Raw genomic sequence first — 21,028 nt, forward strand, 5'->3', positions numbered from 1 at the left:
ACGGTTGGGGCGCTTCTCGGAAATCCCGGACACCAATGCGCGTTCGCCGAAATCACGCTGCTTGTTCTTCTTCTCTTCGATACTTCACGGAAAAGCGGGATTGGCCAAACCGAACTGGCGTTTCCCGCTTTCGCGGAAATGACAGGTGAGGAATAAGGGCGGCAAGGGGGATATGCTGCCATGGACAAGCTGCCGATCGCGCTGTGGTTCGCGACGCTCGATCTTGTCGGGATCGCGGTCTTTTCCGCGTCCGGCGCGCTCGCGGCGGCGCAGAAGCGGCAAACGCTCGTCACCTTCACTTTCTTCGCTGTCGTCACCGGAGTCGGCGGCGGAACGGTCCGCGACCTGCTGATCGGTGCGCCGGTCTTCTGGGTTCAGGATCAACGTGTGCCGTTTGTCTGCCTGTCGACGGCGCTGATCGTCTGGTTCACGCCCCGGCGGATCTGGCGCGAAAATGCTCTGGACTGGTTCGACGCGATCGGGCTTGCCGCCTATGCGGTGTTCGGCGCCGCCAAGTCGCTCGCCTTCGGCATCCAGCCCTTGCCCGCGGTGATGATGGGCGTGATCACGGCCTGCGTCGGTGGCATCATCCGCGACGTGCTGGCCGGCGAACCATCGATCCTGCTCCGCCCCGAAATCTACGTGACGGCGGCGGCGCTGGCGTCCTTGTCGTTCGTCGCCCTGACCATTTTGGGCATGCCCTCGCTGGCCGCCGCAGTGATCGCGGCCTTCGCCGGTTTCCTGCTGCGGGGCTGGGCGATCGTGCGGGGCGTCGGCTTGCCGGGCTACCAGCGTTGACCGGTCGCGACCGGGCTTATTTCGGCCCGACCAGCCCGCTCGACGCGAAGGGTTTGGGATCGCGCGGTGGTTCGGTCGGTTCTGACAGCTCGCGCTGCCACATGCCGATATCGTGCCATTGACCGCTCTTGTAGCCGATCTCGCGGACGATGCCGGCCCGACGGAAACCCGTCGCTTCGTGGAGCGCGATGCTGTGTTCGTTGGGCAATGAGATCACCGCGATCGCCTGGGTGAAGTCCTGCGCGATCAGCGTCTCGATCAGCGCGGAATAAAGCAGCCGCCCGACGCCCTGCCCGGCGACGCCGCCGCCGAGATAGATCGAGGTCTCGACGGTGTAGCGATAGGCGGGACGATCGCGGAACCGCGAGGCATAGGCATAGCCGAGCACAGCGTCGTCATCCTCGGTGGTCGCGACCAGCCAGGGATAAAGCTGATCATAACCGTGCATCCGCTCCAGCATTTCGGCTGCGTTCGGCGGCCTGGTTTCGAACGAGATCGCGCTGCCCGTTACATAGGGCATGTAGATAGCGGAAATCTGGTCCGCGTCGCTGTCACGCGCGGCGCGTATCTTGATCGTCATTTAAACCACTCCAGAATGCGCGCGACGACCGAGCCGCGCAGTGGCGCGGTGCGCGCCGGTTCGATGGGACATTCGAGGCACTGGACGCGTACGGCAGGGCCGTTGGCAAGCATTTCCGCATCCTTGACCGCGCTGAACAGTGTCGCGATGCGCTGGCGCGAAAGGCGCGTCAGCAGGTCGGCATCGCGGCTGTCCTCGGTATCGTCCTGGGTCCAGCCCTGGAACAGCGCCTCGAAGAAGCCCGGCTGCTTTTCCAGATAGACGGGCACGGCCTTGGCGGGATCGAGCTTTGCGCGCTTCGCCGCATCAGCGATCGCATCCTCAAGCGATCCGAACTGGTCGATCAGGCCGATCTGGCGAGCGGTGCCGCCGTCCCAGACGCGGCCCTGCGCGATCTGGTCGACGCGCTGGGCGGGCAGCTTGCGCGACTGGCTGACCAGCCCGACGAAGCGGCCATAGACATTCTCGATGCTCGCCTGGATCACCGCGTCGAAGGTTGGATTGGTGCCGCCGAAGATATCCGGCTGGCCTGAAAGCGGGGTGGTGGCGACGCCGTCGGAGGTGACGCCGATCTTGGCGAGCGCATTCTCGAAGGTAGGGATGATGCCGAACACGCCGATCGAGCCGGTGACGGTGGAGGGTTCGGCGAAGATGCGGTCACCCGGCGTCGACACCCAATAGCCGCCCGATGCCGCGACCGATCCCATCGAGACCGTCACCGGCAGGCCCCTGGCCTTGGCCTGAAGGATCGCGAGACGGATCTTCTCGGACGCGAGCACCGATCCACCGGGCGAATCGACGCGCACGACCAGGGCCTTCAGATCCTTCTCCGTCAGCCCGTCCAGGATCAGCTTGGAAATCGTGTCGCCGCCTGCGGTCCCCGGCAGCGCATTGCCATCGACGATGTCGCCGGCCACGGTGATCACGCCGATCTGCCCGCCGCTGGGGGGCGGATTGGCCGCGATCCAGTTGGCGAGCTTGGTGTGGCGGAAGGAGCCGGGCTGCTTGTTGTCGCCTTCGCCCGCGATCTCGGCGACGCGCTTGCCGAAGGCGATGCGGTCACCCAATTTGTCGACCAGCCCGGCCTGGAGCGCGGCCTTGGCGAGATCGCCGCCCGCCGCGCGGATCTGCGCGTCGGGGCTGGCGATGAACCCGGCGAGCTGCGCCTTGGGCCGCGCCTTGATCACGGCGTCCTGCCAGTTCTGCCACAGGGCGCCAGCGAGCGCCTGATCGGCTTCCTTGGCTTCCGGCGACTGGTCGGCGCGCGTATAGGGCTCGACGAAGCTTTTATAGGTGCCGACGCGGTAGACATGCGTTGTGACGCCCAGCCGGTCGATCAGGCCCTTATAATAGAGGCGCGAGCCGCCGGGGCCGGTGAAAAGCGCCATGCCGAACGGATCGAGCCACACTTCCGAGGCGTGCGACGCCAGCGCGTAGCTGTCGTCGGTATAGCCGGTCGCGAAGGCGAGCACTGGTTTTTTCGCGGCGCGGATCGTGTCGACGGCGGCGGCGGCGCGCTGGATCGTCGTCTGTCCTCCACCGACAAAGGTATCGAGGTCGAGCACGACCACCTTGATCCGGTCGTCCCTGGCGGCGGTTTCGAGCGCACGGACGACGTCGCGCAGGCGGTGCTGGCGCGCGACCGAAGCACCGCTGAGCATGGCGACGGGATCGCTCTCCTCTGGCTGTTCGACCAGGCTGCCGCCCAGATCGACGAGCAGCGCGCCGCTGGTCACCTTCGCAGGGTTGGGCTTCGCCGACAGCGCGGTCCAGACCAGCCCGAAGAAGAGCAGCAGGAGGAAGAGGACGAGCGCGTCCTTGACCCCCATGAGGATTTTCCACGCACCCCGAACGAACGCCAAGACCAGACTCCCGAATGAGCGTTTCAACTCGGGCTATAGGAGCTTGCCGGCCCTGTCCACCGTCCGCGGGACCGTGCTCTTGACGGGTTTACTGGGGCAAGGTCCACCTGATCGATCGTTGATCCTCGACGTCGACGGGGTTGCCGTTTGCATCGGTTTGCGGCCGATAGCGGCCACGCAATGTGATCGCTTGGCACGTGGCCTGGTCCAGATCGGCATGGCCGCTCGATTTAACGACCCTGCAATTCGCGACGAAGCCCTCCTTGGTGATCGTCCATCTGACCGTGGATGTGCCCTCCGCCCTGCGAGCCAGGGCGCTTGCCGGATAATCGTCGAGCGTGATCCAGGGGCGATTGACCACCACGCCGCCAGTTTGAGCGTTGGCGGGCTTGTCGCCAGTTTGAGCACATGCGGGATGGAGAGAAGGCAATTGTGCCGCACAGAGCAGGGTCAGCGCTATCTGTCTGGGAGGCATCGTCATCATTCTCCGCTCAGAATCGGGGCTGATATCGGTTCTCATGTCGATGGAGGGCGAACGCAATAGCAACTCTTGCGGACGTCCGCTTGGTGCCGTTTGCGGCGATCCCGCGGCGGCGATCCATACAACCTTGGGAATGGGCGGCCTGCCGCACCCCGCATTCGCCGCGAACTAAATTTGAGCTAGGCGCTTGACCTCCCCAAGGCTGACACACATATGCGCGCCGCTGGCACTCGACAGGTGCGAGTGCTAATAGGTTCGCAATCGCAGGGGCTGATGCCCTGCACAATAGAGGAAAGGGTGACGCATGAAGTTTCGTCCGTTGCACGACCGCGTTCTCGTCCGCCGCGTCGAGGCTGAAGAGAAGACCGCGGGTGGGATCATCATCCCCGACACCGCCAAGGAAAAGCCGCAGGAAGGCGAAGTCGTCGCTGCCGGTTCGGGCTCGAAGGCCGAAGACGGCACGGTGACGCCGCTCGACGTCAAGGCGGGCGACAAGATCCTGTTCGGCAAATGGTCCGGCACCGAGGTCAAGATCGACGGTGAAGACCTGCTGATCATGAAGGAAAGCGACATCCTCGGGATCGTCGGCTGACCTGACGACCGATCGCTCGCTCCGGTCGCATCGGCGATGGGCGGGCAGGAAGTGGGCAGGGCAAGAATAAGCCCGGCCTCAACGGTTTTTCGTTTCGAAGAAGGAACACGAAATGGCTGCGAAAGACGTCAAATTTTCGCGCGACGCGCGCGAGCGTATCCTGAAGGGTGTCGACATCCTGGCGGACGCTGTGAAGGTGACCCTCGGCCCCAAGGGCCGCAATGTCGTGATCGACAAGAGCTTCGGCGCGCCGCGCATCACCAAGGACGGCGTTACCGTCGCCAAGGAAATCGAGCTCAAGGACAAGTTCGAGAACATGGGCGCGCAGATGGTGCGCGAAGTGGCGTCGAAGACCAACGACGTCGCCGGTGACGGCACCACCACCGCCACCGTGCTCGCTCAGGCGATCGTCCGTGAGGGCATGAAGTCGGTCGCGGCGGGCATGAACCCGATGGATCTGAAGCGCGGCATCGATCTGGCCGTCGGCAAGGTCGTCGAGGACATCAAGTCGCGCTCGAAGCCCGTCTCGGGCTCGAACGAGGTCGCCCAGGTCGGCATCATCTCGGCCAATGGCGACACCGTCGTCGGCGAGAAGATCGCCGAGGCGATGGAGAAGGTCGGCAAGGAAGGCGTGATCACCGTCGAGGAAGCCAAGGGCCTCGAATTCGAGCTCGACGTCGTCGAAGGCATGCAGTTCGACCGTGGCTATCTGAGCCCCTATTTCATCACCAATCCCGAGAAGATGGCGGTCGAACTCAGCGATCCGTACATCCTGATCCACGAGAAGAAGCTGTCGAACCTGCAGGCGATGCTTCCGATCCTGGAAGCGGTCGTCCAGTCGGGCCGTCCGCTGCTGATCATCGCCGAGGACATCGAGGGTGAGGCCCTGGCCACGCTCGTGGTGAACAAGCTGCGCGGCGGTCTGAAGGTCGCTGCCGTCAAGGCGCCGGGCTTCGGCGATCGCCGCAAGGCGATGCTCGAGGACATCGCGATCCTGACGAAGGGCGAGGTGATCTCCGAGGATCTCGGCATCAAGCTCGAGAGCGTCACGCTCGGCATGCTCGGCACCGCCAAGCGCGTCTCGATCGACAAGGACAACACCACCATCGTCGACGGTGCGGGTGATACCGACGCGATCAAGGGCCGCACCGATGCGATCCGCCAGCAGATCGAGAACACCACCAGCGATTACGACCGCGAGAAGCTCCAGGAGCGCCTCGCCAAGCTCGCCGGCGGCGTTGCCGTGATCAAGGTCGGCGGTGCTTCGGAAGTCGAGGTGAAGGAGCGCAAGGACCGCGTCGACGACGCGCTGCACGCGACCCGCGCCGCGGTCGAGGAAGGCATCGTCCCCGGTGGCGGCACGGCTCTGCTGTATGCCACCAAGGCGATCGACGGCCTGACCGGCGCCAACGAGGATCAGACCCGCGGTGTGGACATCGTCCGCCGCTCGCTGACCGCGCTGGTCCGCCAGATCGCCGCGAATGCCGGCCATGATGGCGCCGTCGTGTCGGGCAAGCTGCTCGACCAGTCGGACACGTCGTACGGCTTCAACGCGTCGACCGACACCTATGAGAACCTGGTCTCGGCCGGCGTGATCGATCCGACCAAGGTCGTCCGCACCGCGCTCCAGAACGCAGCGTCGGTCGCCGGTCTGCTCATCACCACCGAAGCGGCGGTGAGCGAACTGCCCGAAGACAAGCCTGCCATGCCCATGGGCGGCGGCGGCATGGGCGGCATGGGCGGCATGGACTTCTGATCGACTGATCGGATTTCCGACGCCCGCCGTTCAGGCGGAAAAAGAGAAGGGCCGGGGAGTGATCCCCGGCCCTTTTCCTTTGGCTATGGAGTTTGGCTGGCTTTGGTCAGGATGCCGGCACCGGCGCATCGGCGGGCGGCGGTGGCACCGCGCTGTTGGCGGCGCCTTCGTCAAGCATCTCGGCCGCCTCGTTCAACGCCTTGGCCTCACTCGGCGAGACGCCGCCCACTGTGGTATTGTCGCCGGCGGTGTCGCACGCGGCCAGCGCCGCGCACGCCGATATGATCAGCCAGCGTGCGCTCACGAGCTCTTGCGTGCGTCAGCCGCGCCTTGCTTCAGCTTGTCGCCTGCGGAGTCGAGCGTGTTCGCGGCGCCGGCCTTGACCGCCTTGGCGCCGTTCTCGAGCGCATCGCCCGTCTTGTCAGCGGCATTCTCAGCCGCGCCCACTGCATCCGCGCCGATATTGGCGACATCGGCGGCCGCATTGTCGATCGTCGCGGCCGCGTCGCTGGTGATCGCGTTGGCGGCTTCACCGGCTTCGTTCTGCGCCTTCTCGCTGCAGGCCGAAAGGCCCATCGCGGCGGCGAGGATCAATGATGCGGTGATGGATTTCCTCATGAGCGCACTCCTGTTTCAATTTCGACCGACCCGCGATACGGGCCGTAGCCGAGCCTATCCCGCCGTCCAGAACCACGCAACGGGGTGCCGGTTCCAGGGCGGATCACGGAAATCCGTGCGTTGACCTCATATAAAGATATCTTTATATGATGGTTCATGTCCGTTGAGCTCGAAGTCTTCCGCGCGCTTGCCGATCCGACCCGGCTTCGGATCTTCGCATTGCTGCGCGCTATGGAATTGTCGGTGGGCGAACTGGCACAGGTGCTGGGGCAAAGCCAGCCGCGCGTCTCGCGCCACGTCAAAATCCTGTCCGATGCCGGCCTGACCGAGCGGCGGCGCGAGGGGAGCTGGGTGTTTCTGGGGCTGGGCGACCGGCGCATCGTCGATCCGTTGACCGCCGCGCTCGATGCCTGGCAGCACGGGCAGCAGGTCGATCATTGGCAGGCGGCGGATGCCGCGCGACTCGCGGCGGTACGCGCGGATCGCGCGGAGGCGGCGGGCCGTTATTTCGATGCGCATGCCGAACAATGGGATGCGATCCGCGGCCTGCACGTCGCCGAGAGCGAGGTCGAGGCGGCGATGACCGCGCTGCTCGGGCCAGAGCCGATCGGCAGGCTGGTCGATATCGGCACGGGCACCGGCCGGATGATCGCGCTGTTTGGCCATGGCGCCGAAGCCGCGCTGGGCATCGATCGCAGCCCGCAGATGCTGCGGCTGGCGCGCGCGCGACTGGCGGAGGCCGGGCTCGATGCCGTCGATCTGCGCCAGGCCGATATGTACGCGCTGCCACTGGACGATCGGTCGGCGGATACGGTGATCCTGCATCAATTGCTGCATTTCGCGCAGATGCCGGAACTCGCCATCGCGGAGGCGGCACGGCTGCTGGCGCCGGGTGGACGGTTGCTGATCGCGGACTTCGCGCCGCACGATCGCGAGGAATTGCGCGCCGAACAGGCACATGCGCGGCTCGGCTTCGGCGACGAGCAGATCAGGCATTGGTATGAGGAGGCGGGACTGGAAACCGTGGCGATCGAGGAATTGAAGGGCGGTGCCCTCACCGTGAAACTCTGGCTGGGTCGCCGCGTGCCCGCCGCGCTTGATCAGCGGAGGGCCGCATGACGCTCAGCATCAACCAGCTCGAGGAAGCGCGCCGCGCGCTCGATGCGCCTTTGTTCGCGGATCTTGCCGGGGACGCGCAGGTTTCGTTCGAATTCTTCCCGCCGAAGACCGAGAAGATGGAAGAAACGCTGTGGAGCGCGGTGCAGACGCTCGAACCGCTCGCGCCACGCTTTGTGTCGGTCACCTATGGCGCGGGTGGATCGACGCGTGAGCGTACGCACGCCACCGTTGCGCGCATCCAGCGGGAAACCGCGATCCCCGCCGCCGCGCATCTGACCTGCGTGGAGGCCAGCCGCAACGAGATTCGCGAGGTCGCCGAATCCTATTGGGTGGCGGGCGTCCGCCATATCGTCGCGCTGCGCGGTGACCCGCCGGTCGTCGGCGCGCGCTTCGCGCCGCATCCGGAGGGGTATGCGAGCGCCGCCGAACTGGTCGCGGGCCTCAAGGAGATCGCGCCGTTCGAAATCTCGGTCGCGGCCTATCCCGAGACGCATCCCGAAGCGGCGAACGCCCAGGCGGATCTCGACAATCTGAAGCGCAAGCTCGATGCGGGCGCCAATCGCGCGATCACGCAATTCTTCTTCTCGCCTGACGCCTTTTTCCGCTTCCGTGATCAGGCGGCGGCATCGGGCATCGATGCGGAGATCGTGCCCGGCATCCTGCCCGTGTCCAACGTGGCGCAGACGCGCAAGTTCGCCGCGATGTGCGGCGCCGCGATCCCGCCCTGGATGGATCGGCTGTTCGAGGGGCTGGACGATCATCCCGCCGCGCGCCAGCTCGTCGCGGCGACGATCTCGGCTGAGCTGTGCCGCAGGCTTTATGCGGGCGGCGTCCGGCATTTTCATTTCTACACGCTCAACCGCGCCGAGCTGAGCTATGCGATCTGCCATCTGCTCGGGCTGCGGCCGAATGCGGATGCACGAGTGGAGGCGGCATGACGACGGTACGCGAACGGCTTCTCGCGGAGGCGGGGAAGCGTATCCTGCTCACTGACGGCGCTTTCGGCACCGAGATCCAGAACTGGAAGCTCGTCGAGGCCGATTATGCCGGCACGTTGGGCCTGGCCCATGACCAGAAGGGCAATAACGACATCCTCGCGCTCACCAAACCCGAGGTGCCGGAGACGATCACGCGCGAATATCTGGATGCGGGATCGGACATGGTCTCGACCAACACATTCTCCGCCAATGTGATCAGCCAGGCCGATTACGGCGCCGAGCATCTGGTGAGGGAGATCAATGTCGCTTCCGCGCAGATCGCGCGGCGGCTGGCCGACGAATATGCGGCGAAGGACGGCCGTCCGCGCTTCGTGGCGGGGGCGCTGGGGCCGACGAACAAGACGCTGTCGCTATCGCCCGACGTCAATGATCCCGGATATCGTGAGATCGATTTCGACTATCTGAAGCAGGTGTATCGTGAGCAGATCGACGCGCTGGTCGAAGGCGGGGTGGACTTCATCCTCATTGAGACGGTGTTCGATACGCTCAATGCCAAGGCAGGCATCATGGCGGCGATCGAGGCGGGCGAGGCGCTGGGGCGCGACCTGCCGATCATGCTGTCGATGACGCTGACTGACCTGTCGGGCCGCAACCTGTCCGGCCACACGGTGGAGGCGTTCTGGCATGCGGTGCGCCATGCCCGGCCGGTGACGATCGGGCTTAACTGCTCGTTCGGCGCCGAGCAGTTGCGCCCGCATGTGCGGTCGCTGAGCGCGATCGCTGACACGCTGATCATGGTCTATCCCAATGCTGGCCTGCCCAATGAACTGGGCGCCTATGACGAACTGCCCGAACAGACCGCGGCGCTGGTCCGCGAATGGGCGGATGCCGGGCAGGTCAACATATTGGGCGGATGCTGCGGATCGACGCCGGCGCATATCGCGGCCATCGCGAAGACGGTGGCGGGCCTGCCGCCGCGCAAGGCGGTGAAGCCGGACGTGCGCACAAGGCTGGCGGGCCTGGAACCGATGATCATGGCGGCCTGAGCGACTGGAACAGGCCCGTTCGGGCTGAGCCTGTCGAAGCCCTGCCTTTTCTTTCGCATCCAGAGCGGAGAAGGCCCAGGCTTCGACAGGCTCAGCCTGAACGGGAATTGAGGATTGGACGAAGTCGACTGCAAGCCGCATCGATTTCGCCTGGAAAACGGAAATTCGAATGACCCTGCAATCCGCCTCTTTCGTCAATATCGGCGAGCGCACCAACGTCACCGGCTCGGCGGCGTTCAAGAAGCTGATCATGGCGGGCGATTACACGCGCGCCGTGGAAGTGGCGCGCCAGCAGGTGGAGAACGGCGCCCAGATCGTCGACGTCAACATGGACGAGGGGCTGCTCGACTCGCAGGAGGCGATGGTCACCTTCCTGAAGCTGATCGCCGCCGAACCCGATATCGCGCGCGTGCCGGTGATGATCGACAGCTCGAAATGGTCGGTGATCGAGGCGGGGCTCAAATGCGTTTCGGGCAAGCCGATCGTCAATTCGATCAGCATGAAGGAAGGGATCGACCAGTTCGTCGCGCAGGCGAAGCTGTGCATGGCCTATGGCGCCGCCGTCGTCGTGATGGCGTTCGACGAGGTGGGGCAGGCGGATACGCGCGAACGCAAGCTGGAGATCTGCAAGCGCGCCTATGATGTGCTGACGGGCATCGGTTTCCCGCCCGAGGACATCATCTTCGATCCCAATATCTTCGCGGTGGCGACGGGGATCGACGAACATCGCCGCTATGCGATCGACTTCATCGAGGCGTGCCGCGACATCAAGGCGGCGTGCCCGCACGTCCATATCTCGGGCGGCGTCTCGAACCTGTCGTTCAGCTTCCGCGGCAACGAGCCCGTCCGCCGCGCGATGCATTCGGTGTTCCTCTATCACGCGATCCAGGCGGGCATGGACATGGGCATCGTCAATGCCGGCCAGCTCGACGTCTATGACGCGATCGATCCCGAACTGCGCGAGGCGTGCGAGGATGTGATCTGGGATCGCCGCGACGACGCGACCGAGCGGCTGATCGCGCTCGCCGAGCGTTATCGCGGCACCGATGCGGCTGCGGAGAAGCAGGCGGCGGAATGGCGCGGCTGGGATGTCGCGCGCCGGCTGGAACATGCGCTCGTCAAGGGCATCGACATGCATGTCGTCGAGGATACCGAGGAGGCAAGGCTTCAGTTCGCCAAGCCGATCGAGGTGATCGAGGGCCCGCTGATGGACGGCATGAACGTGGTCGGCGATCTGTTCGGATCGGGCAAGATGTTCCTGCCCCAGGTGGTGAAGTCCGCGCGCGTGATGAAGAAGGCGGTGGCGCATCTGCTGCCCTTCATCGAAGCGAGCAAGGAGCCCGGCGCCAAGGGCAAGGGCAAGATCATCATGGCGACGGTCAAGGGCGACGTCCATGATATCGGCAAGAACATCGTCGGCGTCGTCCTCCAGTGCAATGGCTTCGAGGTCGTCGATCTGGGCGTGATGGTGCCCTGGTCGAAGATCATCGAGGCGGCGAACGAGAATCATGCCGACATGATCGGCCTGTCGGGTCTGATCACCCCCTCGCTCGACGAGATGGTGACGGTGGCGGAGGAGATGCAGCGATCGCAGATGACGATGCCGCTGCTGATCGGTGGCGCGACGACATCGCGCGTGCATACCGCGCTGCGGATCGAGCCAGCCTATAAGGGGCCGGTCGTCCATGTGCTCGACGCGAGCCGCGCGGTCGGCGTCGCGACCACATTGGTGAGCGAGACGCAGCGCGACGATTATGTCGCCAAGGTCGCCGACGAATATGCCGCGGTGCGCGCGGCGCGAGAGGGCAAGGGGCAGAGCGCGCTCGTGCCGATCGACAAGGCGCGCGACAATGGCTTCGAGGCGGACATGGCATTGAAGCCTGGCCGACCGCGCCAGCCCGGCGTCCATGTGTTCGATGACTGGGATCTCGCCGATCTGCGCAACTATATCGACTGGACGCCCTTCTTCCGCGCCTGGGAACTGGCGGGCAATTATCCCGCGATCCTGGACGACAAGGTGGTCGGCGAAAGCGCGCGATCACTGTTCAGCGATGGGCAGGCGATGCTCGACAAGGTGATCGCCGAGCGCTGGCTGGTTGCGAAGGGCGTCACCGGGCTGTGGCCGTGCCGGCGCGAGGGCGACGACGTGATCGTGCATATGGACGATGAAAGCCATGTGCGCCTGCCGTTCCTGCGCCAGCAGATCGCCAAGCGCGAGGGGCGGGCGAATATGTGCCTGGCCGATTTCATCAGCCATGACGGCGACTGGATCGGTGGCTTCGCGGTCGGCATCCACGGCATCGAACCGCATCTGGCGCGCTTCAAGGCGGCGATCGACGATTATTCGGATATCCTGCTGAAGGCGCTGGCGGACCGGCTCGCGGAGGCGTTCGCCGAACGGCTGCATCAATATGTGCGCACCGCGCTATGGGGCTATTCCGAGGGCGAGCAACTGACCAACGAGGCGCTGATCCGCGAGCAGTATCGCGGCATCCGCCCCGCGCCCGGCTATCCGGCCTGCCCCGATCACAGCCTGAAACCGATCCTGTTCAAGATGCTCGATGCACACCATGCGACCGGCATCTCGCTGACCGAGAGCTTCGCGATGCTGCCGACCGCAGCGGTTTCCGGTTTCTATTTCGGGCATCCGCAGGCCGAATATTTCGGTGTGGCACGGATCGATCGGGATCAGCTTGAGGATTATGCGGCGCGGCGCGGCGTGGACCTGGAACAGGCGACGCGGTGGCTGAGGCCCAATCTGGATTGAGCGGCGTCCGGTCTCCTTCGGGCTGAGCCTGTCGAAGCCTTGTCCTTCTTCAGTCGCGACGCGAAAGGAAGGCAGGGCTTCGACAGGCTCAGCCCGAACGGTGAAGCGTCGGCGCTCAGGGCGCCTTATACCAAGGCGCAGGGATGCTGACGCATCCGCACCTTGGCATTGGCCTCAGCGTTGTTCGAGATATTTCATCCAGCGCTGGCGGCCCCATTCGGTGATCAGCCGGTCGGCGCGAACGCGGTCGGCCCCCGAAAGCTCCGAATAGCGGGCGCGCCTGCCGGTATCGCCGAACCATATATCCTCTGTGTCGAGGGTCAGCGTTGTGAAGGCGCCGCCGGGTTCGACGATGCCGATCGCGGTCGGCGCGCCGATCGGCCCGATATGGAGGAAGGTCGGTTTTGTGGTCGTTGGAACCGCCGCTCCGCCGAGCGCTGCGAGGAACAGTCCACGCATGTCCTTGAGGCCCAGGGGCCGGTCATGGCCCAGGCCGGGGAGGCTCAGCACCAGCGGAATATGCGTCTGATCGGGGTCGATGACATGGCCGTGGCCGAGAAAGCCGTTCTCGAACAGCGCTTCGCCATGATCGCCTGTCACCGCGAGCAGCGCATCCTCCCAGACGCCCAATGCCTTCAGCCGGGCGATCACAGCGCCCAATTGCGCGTCGGCATAGGCGACGGCGTTCCAATAGGTCTGCTGGACGCGCGCTGCATTTTCCGCGCCGATCCGGTCGCGCGACAGTGGATTAATGCCGAGCGTGTCGGGGAGGCCAGGATGATGGTAGGGAAAATGCGGTGACTGGAAGTTGAAATAGACGAAGTGCGGGCGGGTCCAGTCGGCCTTGTCGCCCATGCCGCGATCGAACTCGCGGAGCAGCTTGGTCTCATCGACCCGCAATGAGCCCTTGGCGGCGAAATTGAGCGAGCGCTCGTCCTTTAACGTCTCCGCATCGACGAAGATGTCGGCCGAACGCTGCATGCCAACCACCGCCGAAATATCGCCGAAGCTCTCGGGCTGCCCGGAAAAGACGCCGATGCGATAGCCGTTGGCCTTCAGGTCGGTGAACAGCGAAGGATCGCCGGCCCGGGGATCGAGCCGTCCGGAGAACAGGCTCTTGAGTGAGGCGGTGGTGAATCCGACATGGCTATAGGCATGGGGGAACAGGCTGCCGCCTTGCGCCAGCGCATTCAGATTGGGGGCGACGAGCCGCCCGTTGACCCGCTTGCCGATCACGTCGCCGCGCGTGCTTTCCATCACGATGACGACGAGGTGTTTCGGCCGGGCCGGTAGCCGGGGTGCCGCGATCACCGGATCGGGCCCGGTGAAGACCAGATCGCCGCCAAAGCCGTCTTCGTCGATGCCGTTGCCCGGAATGTCGAGCGCGAGAGGGTGGCGCGTCGCGTCGAAGGGATGGCGGTCGATATGCGCCGAATACCAGCCATAACCGTCGCGATCGAAATCGGTCGCCTGTTCGAGCAGCATGTTGGCGAGGCCATAGGCCGTCATCCGGTTAAGCCCGTAACGGACGTCGGGATCGCGATTGGCGAAGGCCGCGATCAACGGTATCGTGATCGCGAGCCCTGCCACCCAGCGGCCGATCGTCAGCGCGGGCGGCGCATGATGCCGGCCGGCGCGCCTGCGGATATAGCGCACGCAGATCAGGTAGAAGAGTAGCGCGATGGCGGTGATGCCCAGCATCAGTCCGCCTTCGCTGAGCGCGAACAGGAACGCGTCGAACAGGCTGCCGCCGCCCAGGTTGCGGATCAATTCGAAGCTGACCGCGTCGCTGAAATAGCTCAGCACCTCGAACTTCGCGATCAATGCAGCCGAAAAGGCGGCGACACCGAAGAAGAGCAGGCTGAAGCGAAACAGCAATGGATCGCAGAGCCGTCCGTGCAGCCGGCGCAGGATCAGGAAGAAGACGCCGAGCAGCAGCGCGTGCGCGGTGAGCGCGCCGATCGCGAATGTCGCGATCTCGCCTGGCGTATCCAGCACATGCGACTGGCCGTACCCGCCGCCGAACAGCGCGAACTTGCGTTCGACCAGCGCGAGTTCCAGCATCAGCGTCAGCACGAAGGCGAACGCCAGGGTCCAGAGATCGCGGCGGCGCTCGGTCTGCATGAACGCCGCCTAGTCCCTCTATGGTTAAGAGGGGGTTATTTTCCGCAGGTGTCCTTGGGCCCCGCATCGAGATCGAGGCAGCGTCCGTCGATTTCCTGGCTGGGCACCTCGAGACCGATCAGGCCAGCGAGCGTTGGCATGATGTCCACCGTCTCGATGCTCAGCGGCTGTTCGAACGGCACGGTACCCGGACGATAGAAGATGATGGGTACCCGGCGATCATAGATCCAGGGTGAACCATGGGTGGCGACGCTGTCCTTGGTGGGATCGGCGATCGGCGTCACATAGGGTTTGAGCAGCATCACCAGATCGCCGGAACGCTCGGCGTTGAACGCCGCGCGCATGCGTTCGGCGAGCGACCATTCCTCGACCGGAGGCTGGGGATCGGGCATGCGGCGCAGCTCCTCCGCCGTGAAGACGGCAGCGACCTGGCGATGTGCGAGCAGTTTCGCGCGGATCGCCGACAGGACGAGCGGCCGGATATCCGCGGGTACGTCGAGGGACAGATAGACATTGCCGCTTTCGACGCGGGCGAGCGGGCCGGTCAACTTCAACCGGAACTCATCGATGATCGGCTTCAGCAGCGTGCCGGACCACAATGCGGAATCGACGCGCTCGGCGCGGGCGAAGCCGCGCGCTGCATTGCGCTCGGGCAGGTCGTGGCCGCCATGATCGGCGGTCAGCGCGACGACATAGGGAACGCCCGTCGCGTCGAGCGCGGCCAGGATGCGCCCGATATTGGCGTCGAGGCCGATCTGCTGCGCACACATCTCCGCGCCTTCGGTGCCGTAATAATGGCCGACATAGTCGTTGGCCGACAGGCCGATATCGATGATGTCGGTCGCCGGGCCCTGACCCAGCTTCATGTCGCGGATCAGCCCGATCGCGAGATCGGCGGTTGCCGCGTCGAAATCGAGCGCAGCGCGGAAATTCTTGAAATCCTCGGCCTTGCGATCTGCAAGCACGCCAACCTGCTTGCCGCCGCCGACGGGAACCGCCACCGATCGCGCACGGCAGATCGCGGGCAGCACCGGCTTTCCGGTCTTGGCGACGATGCCGGCCACGCGGGCGTTGATCTGATCGACGATCGCGGGGCGCGGGCCGGTGCGTCCAGGCAGGGTAACGTAGCTCTTGCCCCCCCAGAACCAGATCTGATCGGTATTGTGCCCGCCCATCATGATCGCCGCGCGATCCTTGCCGGCGACCGAGACGCTGCGGCTGGCGGGATTGGCGGCCTTCATCCGGTCGCCCAGCGTCGGCACCTTCAGAAAGCCGGTGGAAGTGGTGTAATTCTCCGAATCGCTGCCCGGCACCGTGGGATCTTCCGAGCAATAGATGCGCTTGTCGGCGCGCGCGATGCTCAGGTCGATCCATTCATTGGCGATGATGCCGGTGCGTGAGGGGCGGGAGCCGGTCAGGATCGTCGAATGGCCCGGGCAGGTTTCGGTCGCGCCATGGCTTTGATAGCCCGAGGGAAAGACCGCGCCGTCCATCTCCAGCCGCTTCAGCCCCTGCGAATAGAGCTGGCGATATTCCGCGAAGAGATCTGCGGAGAACTGGTCGACGGAGATCGCGACGACCAGCCTGGGTGGCTGTGCCGGCTTTTCCTGGGCAAGGGCACCGGTCGCCGCTCCGGCAAGAAAGGTTGCGGTGGCTGCGATACGGATGAAAGCCTTCACGAATATCTCCTGTCGCCAATCGGCGGGCCGACCCCTATAGCGTTCGTGCGACCGAATGAAGACGTCTATGCCCTTGCTCAGATTTGTTCTGCTGATCTTCGCGCTGATCGCCACGCCGGCGATGGCACAGCGTGCGCCCACTCATATCGCGCCCCGGCTGATCGCCGAAAGCGACGCACCCGCCGCCGGCCGCACGGTGATGCTGGCGCTGGCCATGTCTCCGGAGAAAGGCTGGCACGGTTATTGGGCCAATCCCGGCGATGCCGGTGTCGGCCCCGTGTTCAAATGGACGTTGCCCGCCGGGGCCAAGGCTGGAGAGGCGCAATTCCCGGTGCCGCATCGCCTGCTGATCGGCGGGTTGATGAACTATGTCTATGAAGGCGATTACGCGCATCTGATCGCGCTCGACATTCCAGCCGGCCTTGCACCGGGGACGAAGCTGCCGATCCGTCTTGCCGTCGACTGGCTCGCCTGCACCGAAGAGATTTGCGTGCCAGAAAGCGGCAGCTTCGCGATCGACTTGATCGTGGGTGACGGCGCGATCGATGGTGCGCGCAAGGCGCAGTTCGATCGCTGGCGCGGGGCGTTGCCGCGCCCGCTGGGCAGGGATGCCCGCTTCCAGGTGAAGGATGGCGTGTTCCGGATCGGCGTGCCGCTGCCGGCCAGCGCCACGGTACGTGAGGCGTATTTCTTTCCGCTGACCGATGGTGCCATCGAATATGCAGCGCCGCAGACGGTGCGCCGCGATGGCGATCTGCTGACCATCGAGGTCAAGGCGCCCGGCTCCGCCGCATCGCTCCAGGCGGTGGAGGGCGTGTTGGCGCTTGATCGCGATACAGGGCTTTCGTTCAAGGCCGCGCCGGGCGCGGTCGCGGCGGGCGGCGCATTGCTCGGCTCGGATGGCGGCGTGGAGGGCACCGGCGGCCTTGCCGGCACCATCGCCGCGTCCTTCGGATTGGCGCTGCTCGGCGGTCTGCTGCTCAATATCATGCCCTGCGTCTTTCCCATATTGAGCCTCAAGGCATTGAGCCTGGCCAGATCGGGTGAGGACGAACGCAGCGCGCGTCGCGAGGCCATGGCCTATACGGCGGGTGTCGTGCTGGTGTGCGTCGCTCTGGGCGCGGCGTTGCTTGGCCTGCGTGCGGCGGGTGCGGCTGCTGGCTGGGCGTTTCAGCTCCAGGATCCGCGTGTCATCCTCGTGCTGCTGCTGCTGGTCAGTGCGATCGCGCTCAATCTGGCGGGGTTGTTCGAGATCGGCTCGATCGGTGTCGGTGGCGCACTGGCGTCGACCGGCGGCGCCGGCGGGGCATTCTGGACCGGGGCATTAGCCGCTTTCATCGCAACGCCGTGCACCGGCCCCTTCATGGGCGCCGCGCTGGGCGCGGCGCTTGTGCTGCCAACAGCCGCCGCGCTCACCATCTTCGCCGGGCTCGGCATCGGGCTCGCGCTGCCATTCCTGTTGCTTGGCTTTGTTCCGGCGCTGCGGCGGCGGTTGCCAAGGCCGGGCGGCTGGATGGAAACGTTCCGCCGCGTGCTTTCCATCCCCATGTTCCTGACCGCGCTTGGGCTCGCCTGGATCCTTGGGCGTCAGGCGGGTGTCGACGGAATGACGATGGGGCTCGCCGCCGCACTGGCGCTCGCCGTCGCGCTGTGGTGGATCGGTCGCCGCCAATCCGCCGGCAGGCCAGGCTGGCTCGCGCTCGCGCCCGCTCTCGCCGTCGCCATCGCGCTGATCGTCGTGCTGCCTCGGCAGCCGGCCCAGGCATCGACCGCCGAGGCCGGGGGCATCCTGGCCGCCGAACCGTTCAGCGAGGCGCGGCTGGCCGCGCTTCAGAAGGAAGGGCGTTCGGTCTTCGTTTATTTCACCGCTGATTGGTGCCTGACCTGCAAGGTCAATGAAAAGGGGGCAATCGAGCGCACGGAAGTGGCGGATGCCTTCAAGGCGAAACAGGTGGCGGTGCTTGTCGGCGACTGGACCGATGGCGATCCGGCCATCGGCCGCTTCATCGAGAGCCATGGCCGTTCGGGCGTGCCGCTTTATCTCTTCTATCGGCCGGGTGCCGCGCCGCAGATCTTGCCGCAGGTGCTCACGCCATCGACTCTGACCGCGCTCGCGGGCTAGGTTGGGAACCGTCTCATCGAGCGGCGGGCGCTGACTGATCGGTTAGGAGGACCCTGAACATGACACTGCGTTACTGGATCGGCGGTACGGTTGCGGCGGCGGTCGCGGTTGCGGCGCCTCTGCTTGCGGAACAGACCACCGGCGCGAAGGCCGGCAATTTCCGTCTGAACGACGCGAGCGGCAAGGTGGTCGAGCTTTCGCAATTCGCGGGCAAGACCGTGGTGCTCGAATGGCACAATCCGGGCTGCCCCTTCGTCCAGAAACATTATGACAGCGGCAATATGCAGAAGACCCAGGCGGCGGCGCGCGCGCAGGGCGCGGTGTGGCTGACGATCAATTCGGGCGCGCCGGGTAAACAGGGGGCGATGAGTGGCCCCGAAGCGCAGAAGCTGGTCGCGGCGCAGGGCGCGAAGTCCAGCCATTATCTGCTCGATCCAAAGGGTGTGGTCGGCAAGGGCTATGGCGCCAAGACGACGCCGCACATGTATGTGATCTCACCAGACGGCACCCTGGTCTATCAAGGCGGCATCGACGACAAGCCGACCGCGAACAAAGCGGACATCGCCACTGCGCGCAACCATGTGCTCGCGGCGCTCGGCGAAATGAAGGCGGGCAAGCCGGTGTCGGTGAAGGAAGCGCGGCCCTATGGCTGCTCGGTCAAATATGAAGGCGTGAGTTGAAGAGCGCTTCGCGCTAACCTCTCTCCGATGTCGCCCCAGCGAAAGCCGGGGCCCATGGGATATTCCAGCCTAGGTAAGGTTGGGCGCACCGGATGGGCGCCAGCTTTCGCTGGAGCGACGGCGAGGTTTCGCCCGAAAAACGAACCCCTCGCGTCATGCCAGCCCCCGCCGAAGGCGAAGTTTATCCTGAGCAACGCCGCAGGCGGCGTCGAAGGGCTGGCATGACGGTGCGGGTCAGCGTGGTTTGGGGCCGCAGCCAGCCCGTCACTTCCGCGTCCAGACCGGCCGGCCGTTGACCCAGGTTTCCAGCACCTTGGTCGCGCGGATTTCCTGTGGCGTCGCCATCAGCGGATCCTGATCGATCAGGATGAAGTCGGCGCGCATGCCCGGCTCCAGCCGGCCCAGCCGATCCTCGGCGAAGCCAGCATAGGCGCCCCAGCTTGTGAAGCCCGCCAACGCCTGTTCGCGGCTGACCCGGTCTTCCGGGCGCCAGCCGCCGAACGGTTCGCCCTTGGCATCCTCGCGGGTGAAGGCGGCGGCGATGCCGGCGAAGGGGTCGGGGCTCTCGACCGGCGTATCCGATCCGAAGGCGAGCTTGCCGCCGTCCTTGAGGATCGTCTGCCAGGCATAGGCGCCAGCCAGCCGGTTCGGGCCGAGCCGCGCTTCGGCCATCAGCCGGTCCGACGTCTGGTGCACCGGCTGCATGGAGGCAATGATGCCGTTCTTGCCCAGGCGCGGCAGATCGACGGGATCGATGATCTGCGCATGCTCGATCCGCCAGCGGCGATCGCCCGGATAGCTCTGGACGAGTTCGTCGATCGCGTCGAGCAACTGGGCATTGGCCTGATCGCCAATGGCATGGACCGCGACCTGGAAACCGTCCATCGCCGCGCGGCTCATCAGGTTGCGCAACTGCGCGTCTGTGAGGAAGCCAAGACCGCGCTCACGCGGGGAATCATGATAGGGCTGTTTCAGCCAGGCGCCACGCGATCCCAGCGCGCCGTCCGAATAGAGCTTCACGCCCACCAGCTTCAGCCGGTCCTCGTAAAGCCAGGGCGTGGGGCCGGGGCCGCCGATCTGCACCATCGCATCGATGCCCCCGGCATAGGAAAGGATGCGCATGTTCAGCCGGCCGGCATCGCCCGCGCGGCGGAAGGTCATCCAGTCGTCGAGCGAGGTGCCCATGTCGGCGATCGTGGTGATGCCGTATGAGAGCAGCGTTTGCTGCGCCTTGACGAGCGCCAGGTCACGTTCGCGCGGCAGCGGTACCGGCAGCACCTTTTCAACCAGCGGCATCGCCGCGTCGATGAAGACGCCGCTTGGCGCGCCGGTCGCGGTTTTCTCGATCTTGCCGCCTGTCGGTGCGACCGATTTGGCGGTGATCCCTGCGGCGGTCATCGCCGCGCTGTTGGCCCAGCCGGCATGGCCATCGACTCGCGTCAGCCAGACCGGCCGGTCGGATACCACGGCGTCCAGCTCGGCGGCGGTGGGGAAACGGCCGAGCCCCCAGCTTTCCTGATTCCAGCCGCGGCCGATGATCCAGCGGCGATTGGGATTGGCCTGCACATAGGCGGCGATCTTCGCCTGGACCTCAGCGAGCGAGCGGGTATCGGACAGGTCGAGGATCAGTTCCTGGAAGCCAACGCCCATCACATGGCCGTGCGCGTCGATGATCCCCGGCATCAGCGTGCGGCCCTTGCCGTCGGTCTTGAAGTCGGGGCGCTCGGGGCGCTTGTCCTTGCGGTCGAGCAGCCTGGCGACCTTGCCGTCGTTCGTCACCACCAGCCCGTTGAAGCGGACGACGCGCCCGTCCTTGTCGAGCGTGATGCCGTTGACGTTGTCGATAAGGGCGTCCGCCATCGCCGG

At 65.4% G+C, this 21,028-nt stretch carries 17 protein-coding genes; 9 read left to right on the forward strand and 8 right to left on the reverse strand.

Annotated features, from left to right (window positions below; genetic code table 11):
• Window positions 1-180: 180 nt before the first annotated feature.
• Window positions 181-798, forward strand: coding sequence for a trimeric intracellular cation channel family protein (locus ACODTA_RS14370; protein ID WP_489066596.1), 618 nt, complete (start codon window positions 181-183; stop codon window positions 796-798).
• 16 nt (window positions 799-814) lie between these two features.
• Here ACODTA_RS14370 and ACODTA_RS14375 read toward each other — a convergent pair whose 3' ends face one another.
• From ACODTA_RS14375 to ACODTA_RS14385, 3 genes are all read right to left on the reverse strand, one after another.
• Window positions 815-1,378, reverse strand: a complete 564-nt coding sequence (locus tag ACODTA_RS14375; RefSeq protein WP_489066597.1) for a GNAT family N-acetyltransferase — start codon at window positions 1,376-1,378, stop codon at window positions 815-817.
• Window positions 1,375-3,240, reverse strand: coding sequence for a signal peptide peptidase SppA (gene sppA, locus ACODTA_RS14380; RefSeq protein WP_489066598.1), 1,866 nt, complete (start codon window positions 3,238-3,240; stop codon window positions 1,375-1,377). The genes ACODTA_RS14375 and sppA overlap by 4 nt, the downstream gene beginning before the upstream one ends.
• An 88-nt stretch (window positions 3,241-3,328) precedes the next feature.
• Window positions 3,329-3,760 (reverse strand): energy transducer TonB, encoded by a 432-nt coding sequence (locus ACODTA_RS14385; protein ID WP_489066599.1) that lies wholly within the window; start codon window positions 3,758-3,760, stop codon window positions 3,329-3,331.
• Window positions 3,761-4,025: 265 nt separating this feature from the next.
• On the opposite strand from ACODTA_RS14385, the gene groES reads away from it, so the two are divergent.
• Both groES and groL read left to right on the forward strand, forming a co-directional pair.
• The gene (gene groES, locus ACODTA_RS14390) at window positions 4,026-4,313 is read left to right on the forward strand and encodes a co-chaperone GroES (RefSeq protein WP_222989562.1); all 288 of its coding nucleotides are present in this window, start codon (window positions 4,026-4,028) and stop codon (window positions 4,311-4,313) included.
• 112 nt (window positions 4,314-4,425) lie between these two features.
• Window positions 4,426-6,069 (forward strand): chaperonin GroEL, encoded by a 1,644-nt coding sequence (groL, locus tag ACODTA_RS14395; RefSeq protein ID WP_489066601.1) that lies wholly within the window; start codon window positions 4,426-4,428, stop codon window positions 6,067-6,069.
• A gap of 106 nt (window positions 6,070-6,175) precedes the next feature.
• Here groL and ACODTA_RS14400 read toward each other — a convergent pair whose 3' ends face one another.
• Together ACODTA_RS14400 and ACODTA_RS14405 are read right to left on the reverse strand one after the other, a co-directional pair.
• On the reverse strand, window positions 6,176-6,373 hold the full coding sequence (locus ACODTA_RS14400; protein ID WP_489066602.1) for a hypothetical protein: 198 nt from the start codon (window positions 6,371-6,373) through the stop codon (window positions 6,176-6,178).
• Window positions 6,370-6,687, reverse strand: coding sequence for a hypothetical protein (locus tag ACODTA_RS14405; RefSeq protein ID WP_489066603.1), 318 nt, complete (start codon window positions 6,685-6,687; stop codon window positions 6,370-6,372). The genes ACODTA_RS14400 and ACODTA_RS14405 overlap by 4 nt, the downstream gene beginning before the upstream one ends.
• Before the next feature lie 156 nt (window positions 6,688-6,843).
• Between ACODTA_RS14405 and ACODTA_RS14410 the strand changes: the two genes are divergently transcribed.
• The 4 genes from ACODTA_RS14410 to metH all read left to right on the forward strand — a co-directional run bounded on the left by ACODTA_RS14410 (window position 6,844) and on the right by metH (window position 12,557).
• Window positions 6,844-7,806, forward strand: a complete 963-nt coding sequence (locus ACODTA_RS14410; RefSeq protein ID WP_489066604.1) for an ArsR/SmtB family transcription factor — start codon at window positions 6,844-6,846, stop codon at window positions 7,804-7,806.
• On the forward strand, window positions 7,803-8,744 hold the full coding sequence (gene metF / locus ACODTA_RS14415; protein ID WP_489066605.1) for a methylenetetrahydrofolate reductase: 942 nt from the start codon (window positions 7,803-7,805) through the stop codon (window positions 8,742-8,744). The genes ACODTA_RS14410 and metF overlap by 4 nt, the downstream gene beginning before the upstream one ends.
• Entirely contained in the window at window positions 8,741-9,790 is a 1,050-nt protein-coding gene (locus tag ACODTA_RS14420; protein WP_489066606.1) for a homocysteine S-methyltransferase family protein, read from the forward strand. The genes metF and ACODTA_RS14420 overlap by 4 nt, the downstream gene beginning before the upstream one ends.
• A 169-nt stretch (window positions 9,791-9,959) precedes the next feature.
• Complete coding sequence (gene metH / locus ACODTA_RS14425) at window positions 9,960-12,557, forward strand: methionine synthase (RefSeq protein WP_489066607.1); 2,598 nt, start codon at window positions 9,960-9,962, stop codon at window positions 12,555-12,557.
• A gap of 174 nt (window positions 12,558-12,731) precedes the next feature.
• Here the strand turns inward: metH and ACODTA_RS14430 are convergent, their stop codons facing one another.
• Together ACODTA_RS14430 and ACODTA_RS14435 are read right to left on the reverse strand one after the other, a co-directional pair.
• Entirely contained in the window at window positions 12,732-14,681 is a 1,950-nt protein-coding gene (locus ACODTA_RS14430) for a sulfatase-like hydrolase/transferase (RefSeq protein WP_489066608.1), read from the reverse strand.
• A 35-nt stretch (window positions 14,682-14,716) separates the two neighbouring features.
• Window positions 14,717-16,366: an alkaline phosphatase family protein gene (locus tag ACODTA_RS14435; protein ID WP_489066787.1), complete on the reverse strand. Its 1,650-nt coding sequence runs from the start codon at window positions 16,364-16,366 to the stop codon at window positions 14,717-14,719.
• 61 nt (window positions 16,367-16,427) lie between these two features.
• Here ACODTA_RS14435 and ACODTA_RS14440 point away from each other — a divergent pair, with 61 nt between their 5' ends.
• Window positions 16,428-18,482 (forward strand): protein-disulfide reductase DsbD family protein, encoded by a 2,055-nt coding sequence (locus ACODTA_RS14440; RefSeq protein ID WP_489066609.1) that lies wholly within the window; start codon window positions 16,428-16,430, stop codon window positions 18,480-18,482.
• Between the two features lie 59 nt (window positions 18,483-18,541).
• Window positions 18,542-19,162 carry a thioredoxin family protein gene (locus tag ACODTA_RS14445; protein WP_489066610.1) on the forward strand — a complete coding sequence of 207 codons (621 nt, stop codon included), beginning with the start codon at window positions 18,542-18,544 and terminating at the stop codon, window positions 19,160-19,162.
• A 264-nt stretch (window positions 19,163-19,426) separates the two neighbouring features.
• On the opposite strand, the gene ACODTA_RS14450 is transcribed toward ACODTA_RS14445, so the two are convergent.
• Window positions 19,427-21,022 (reverse strand): amidohydrolase, encoded by a 1,596-nt coding sequence (locus tag ACODTA_RS14450; protein WP_489066788.1) that lies wholly within the window; start codon window positions 21,020-21,022, stop codon window positions 19,427-19,429.
• Between the last annotated feature and the right edge of the window lie 6 nt (window positions 21,023-21,028).

This window comes from Sphingomonas sp. FG14 (assembly GCF_057809675.1).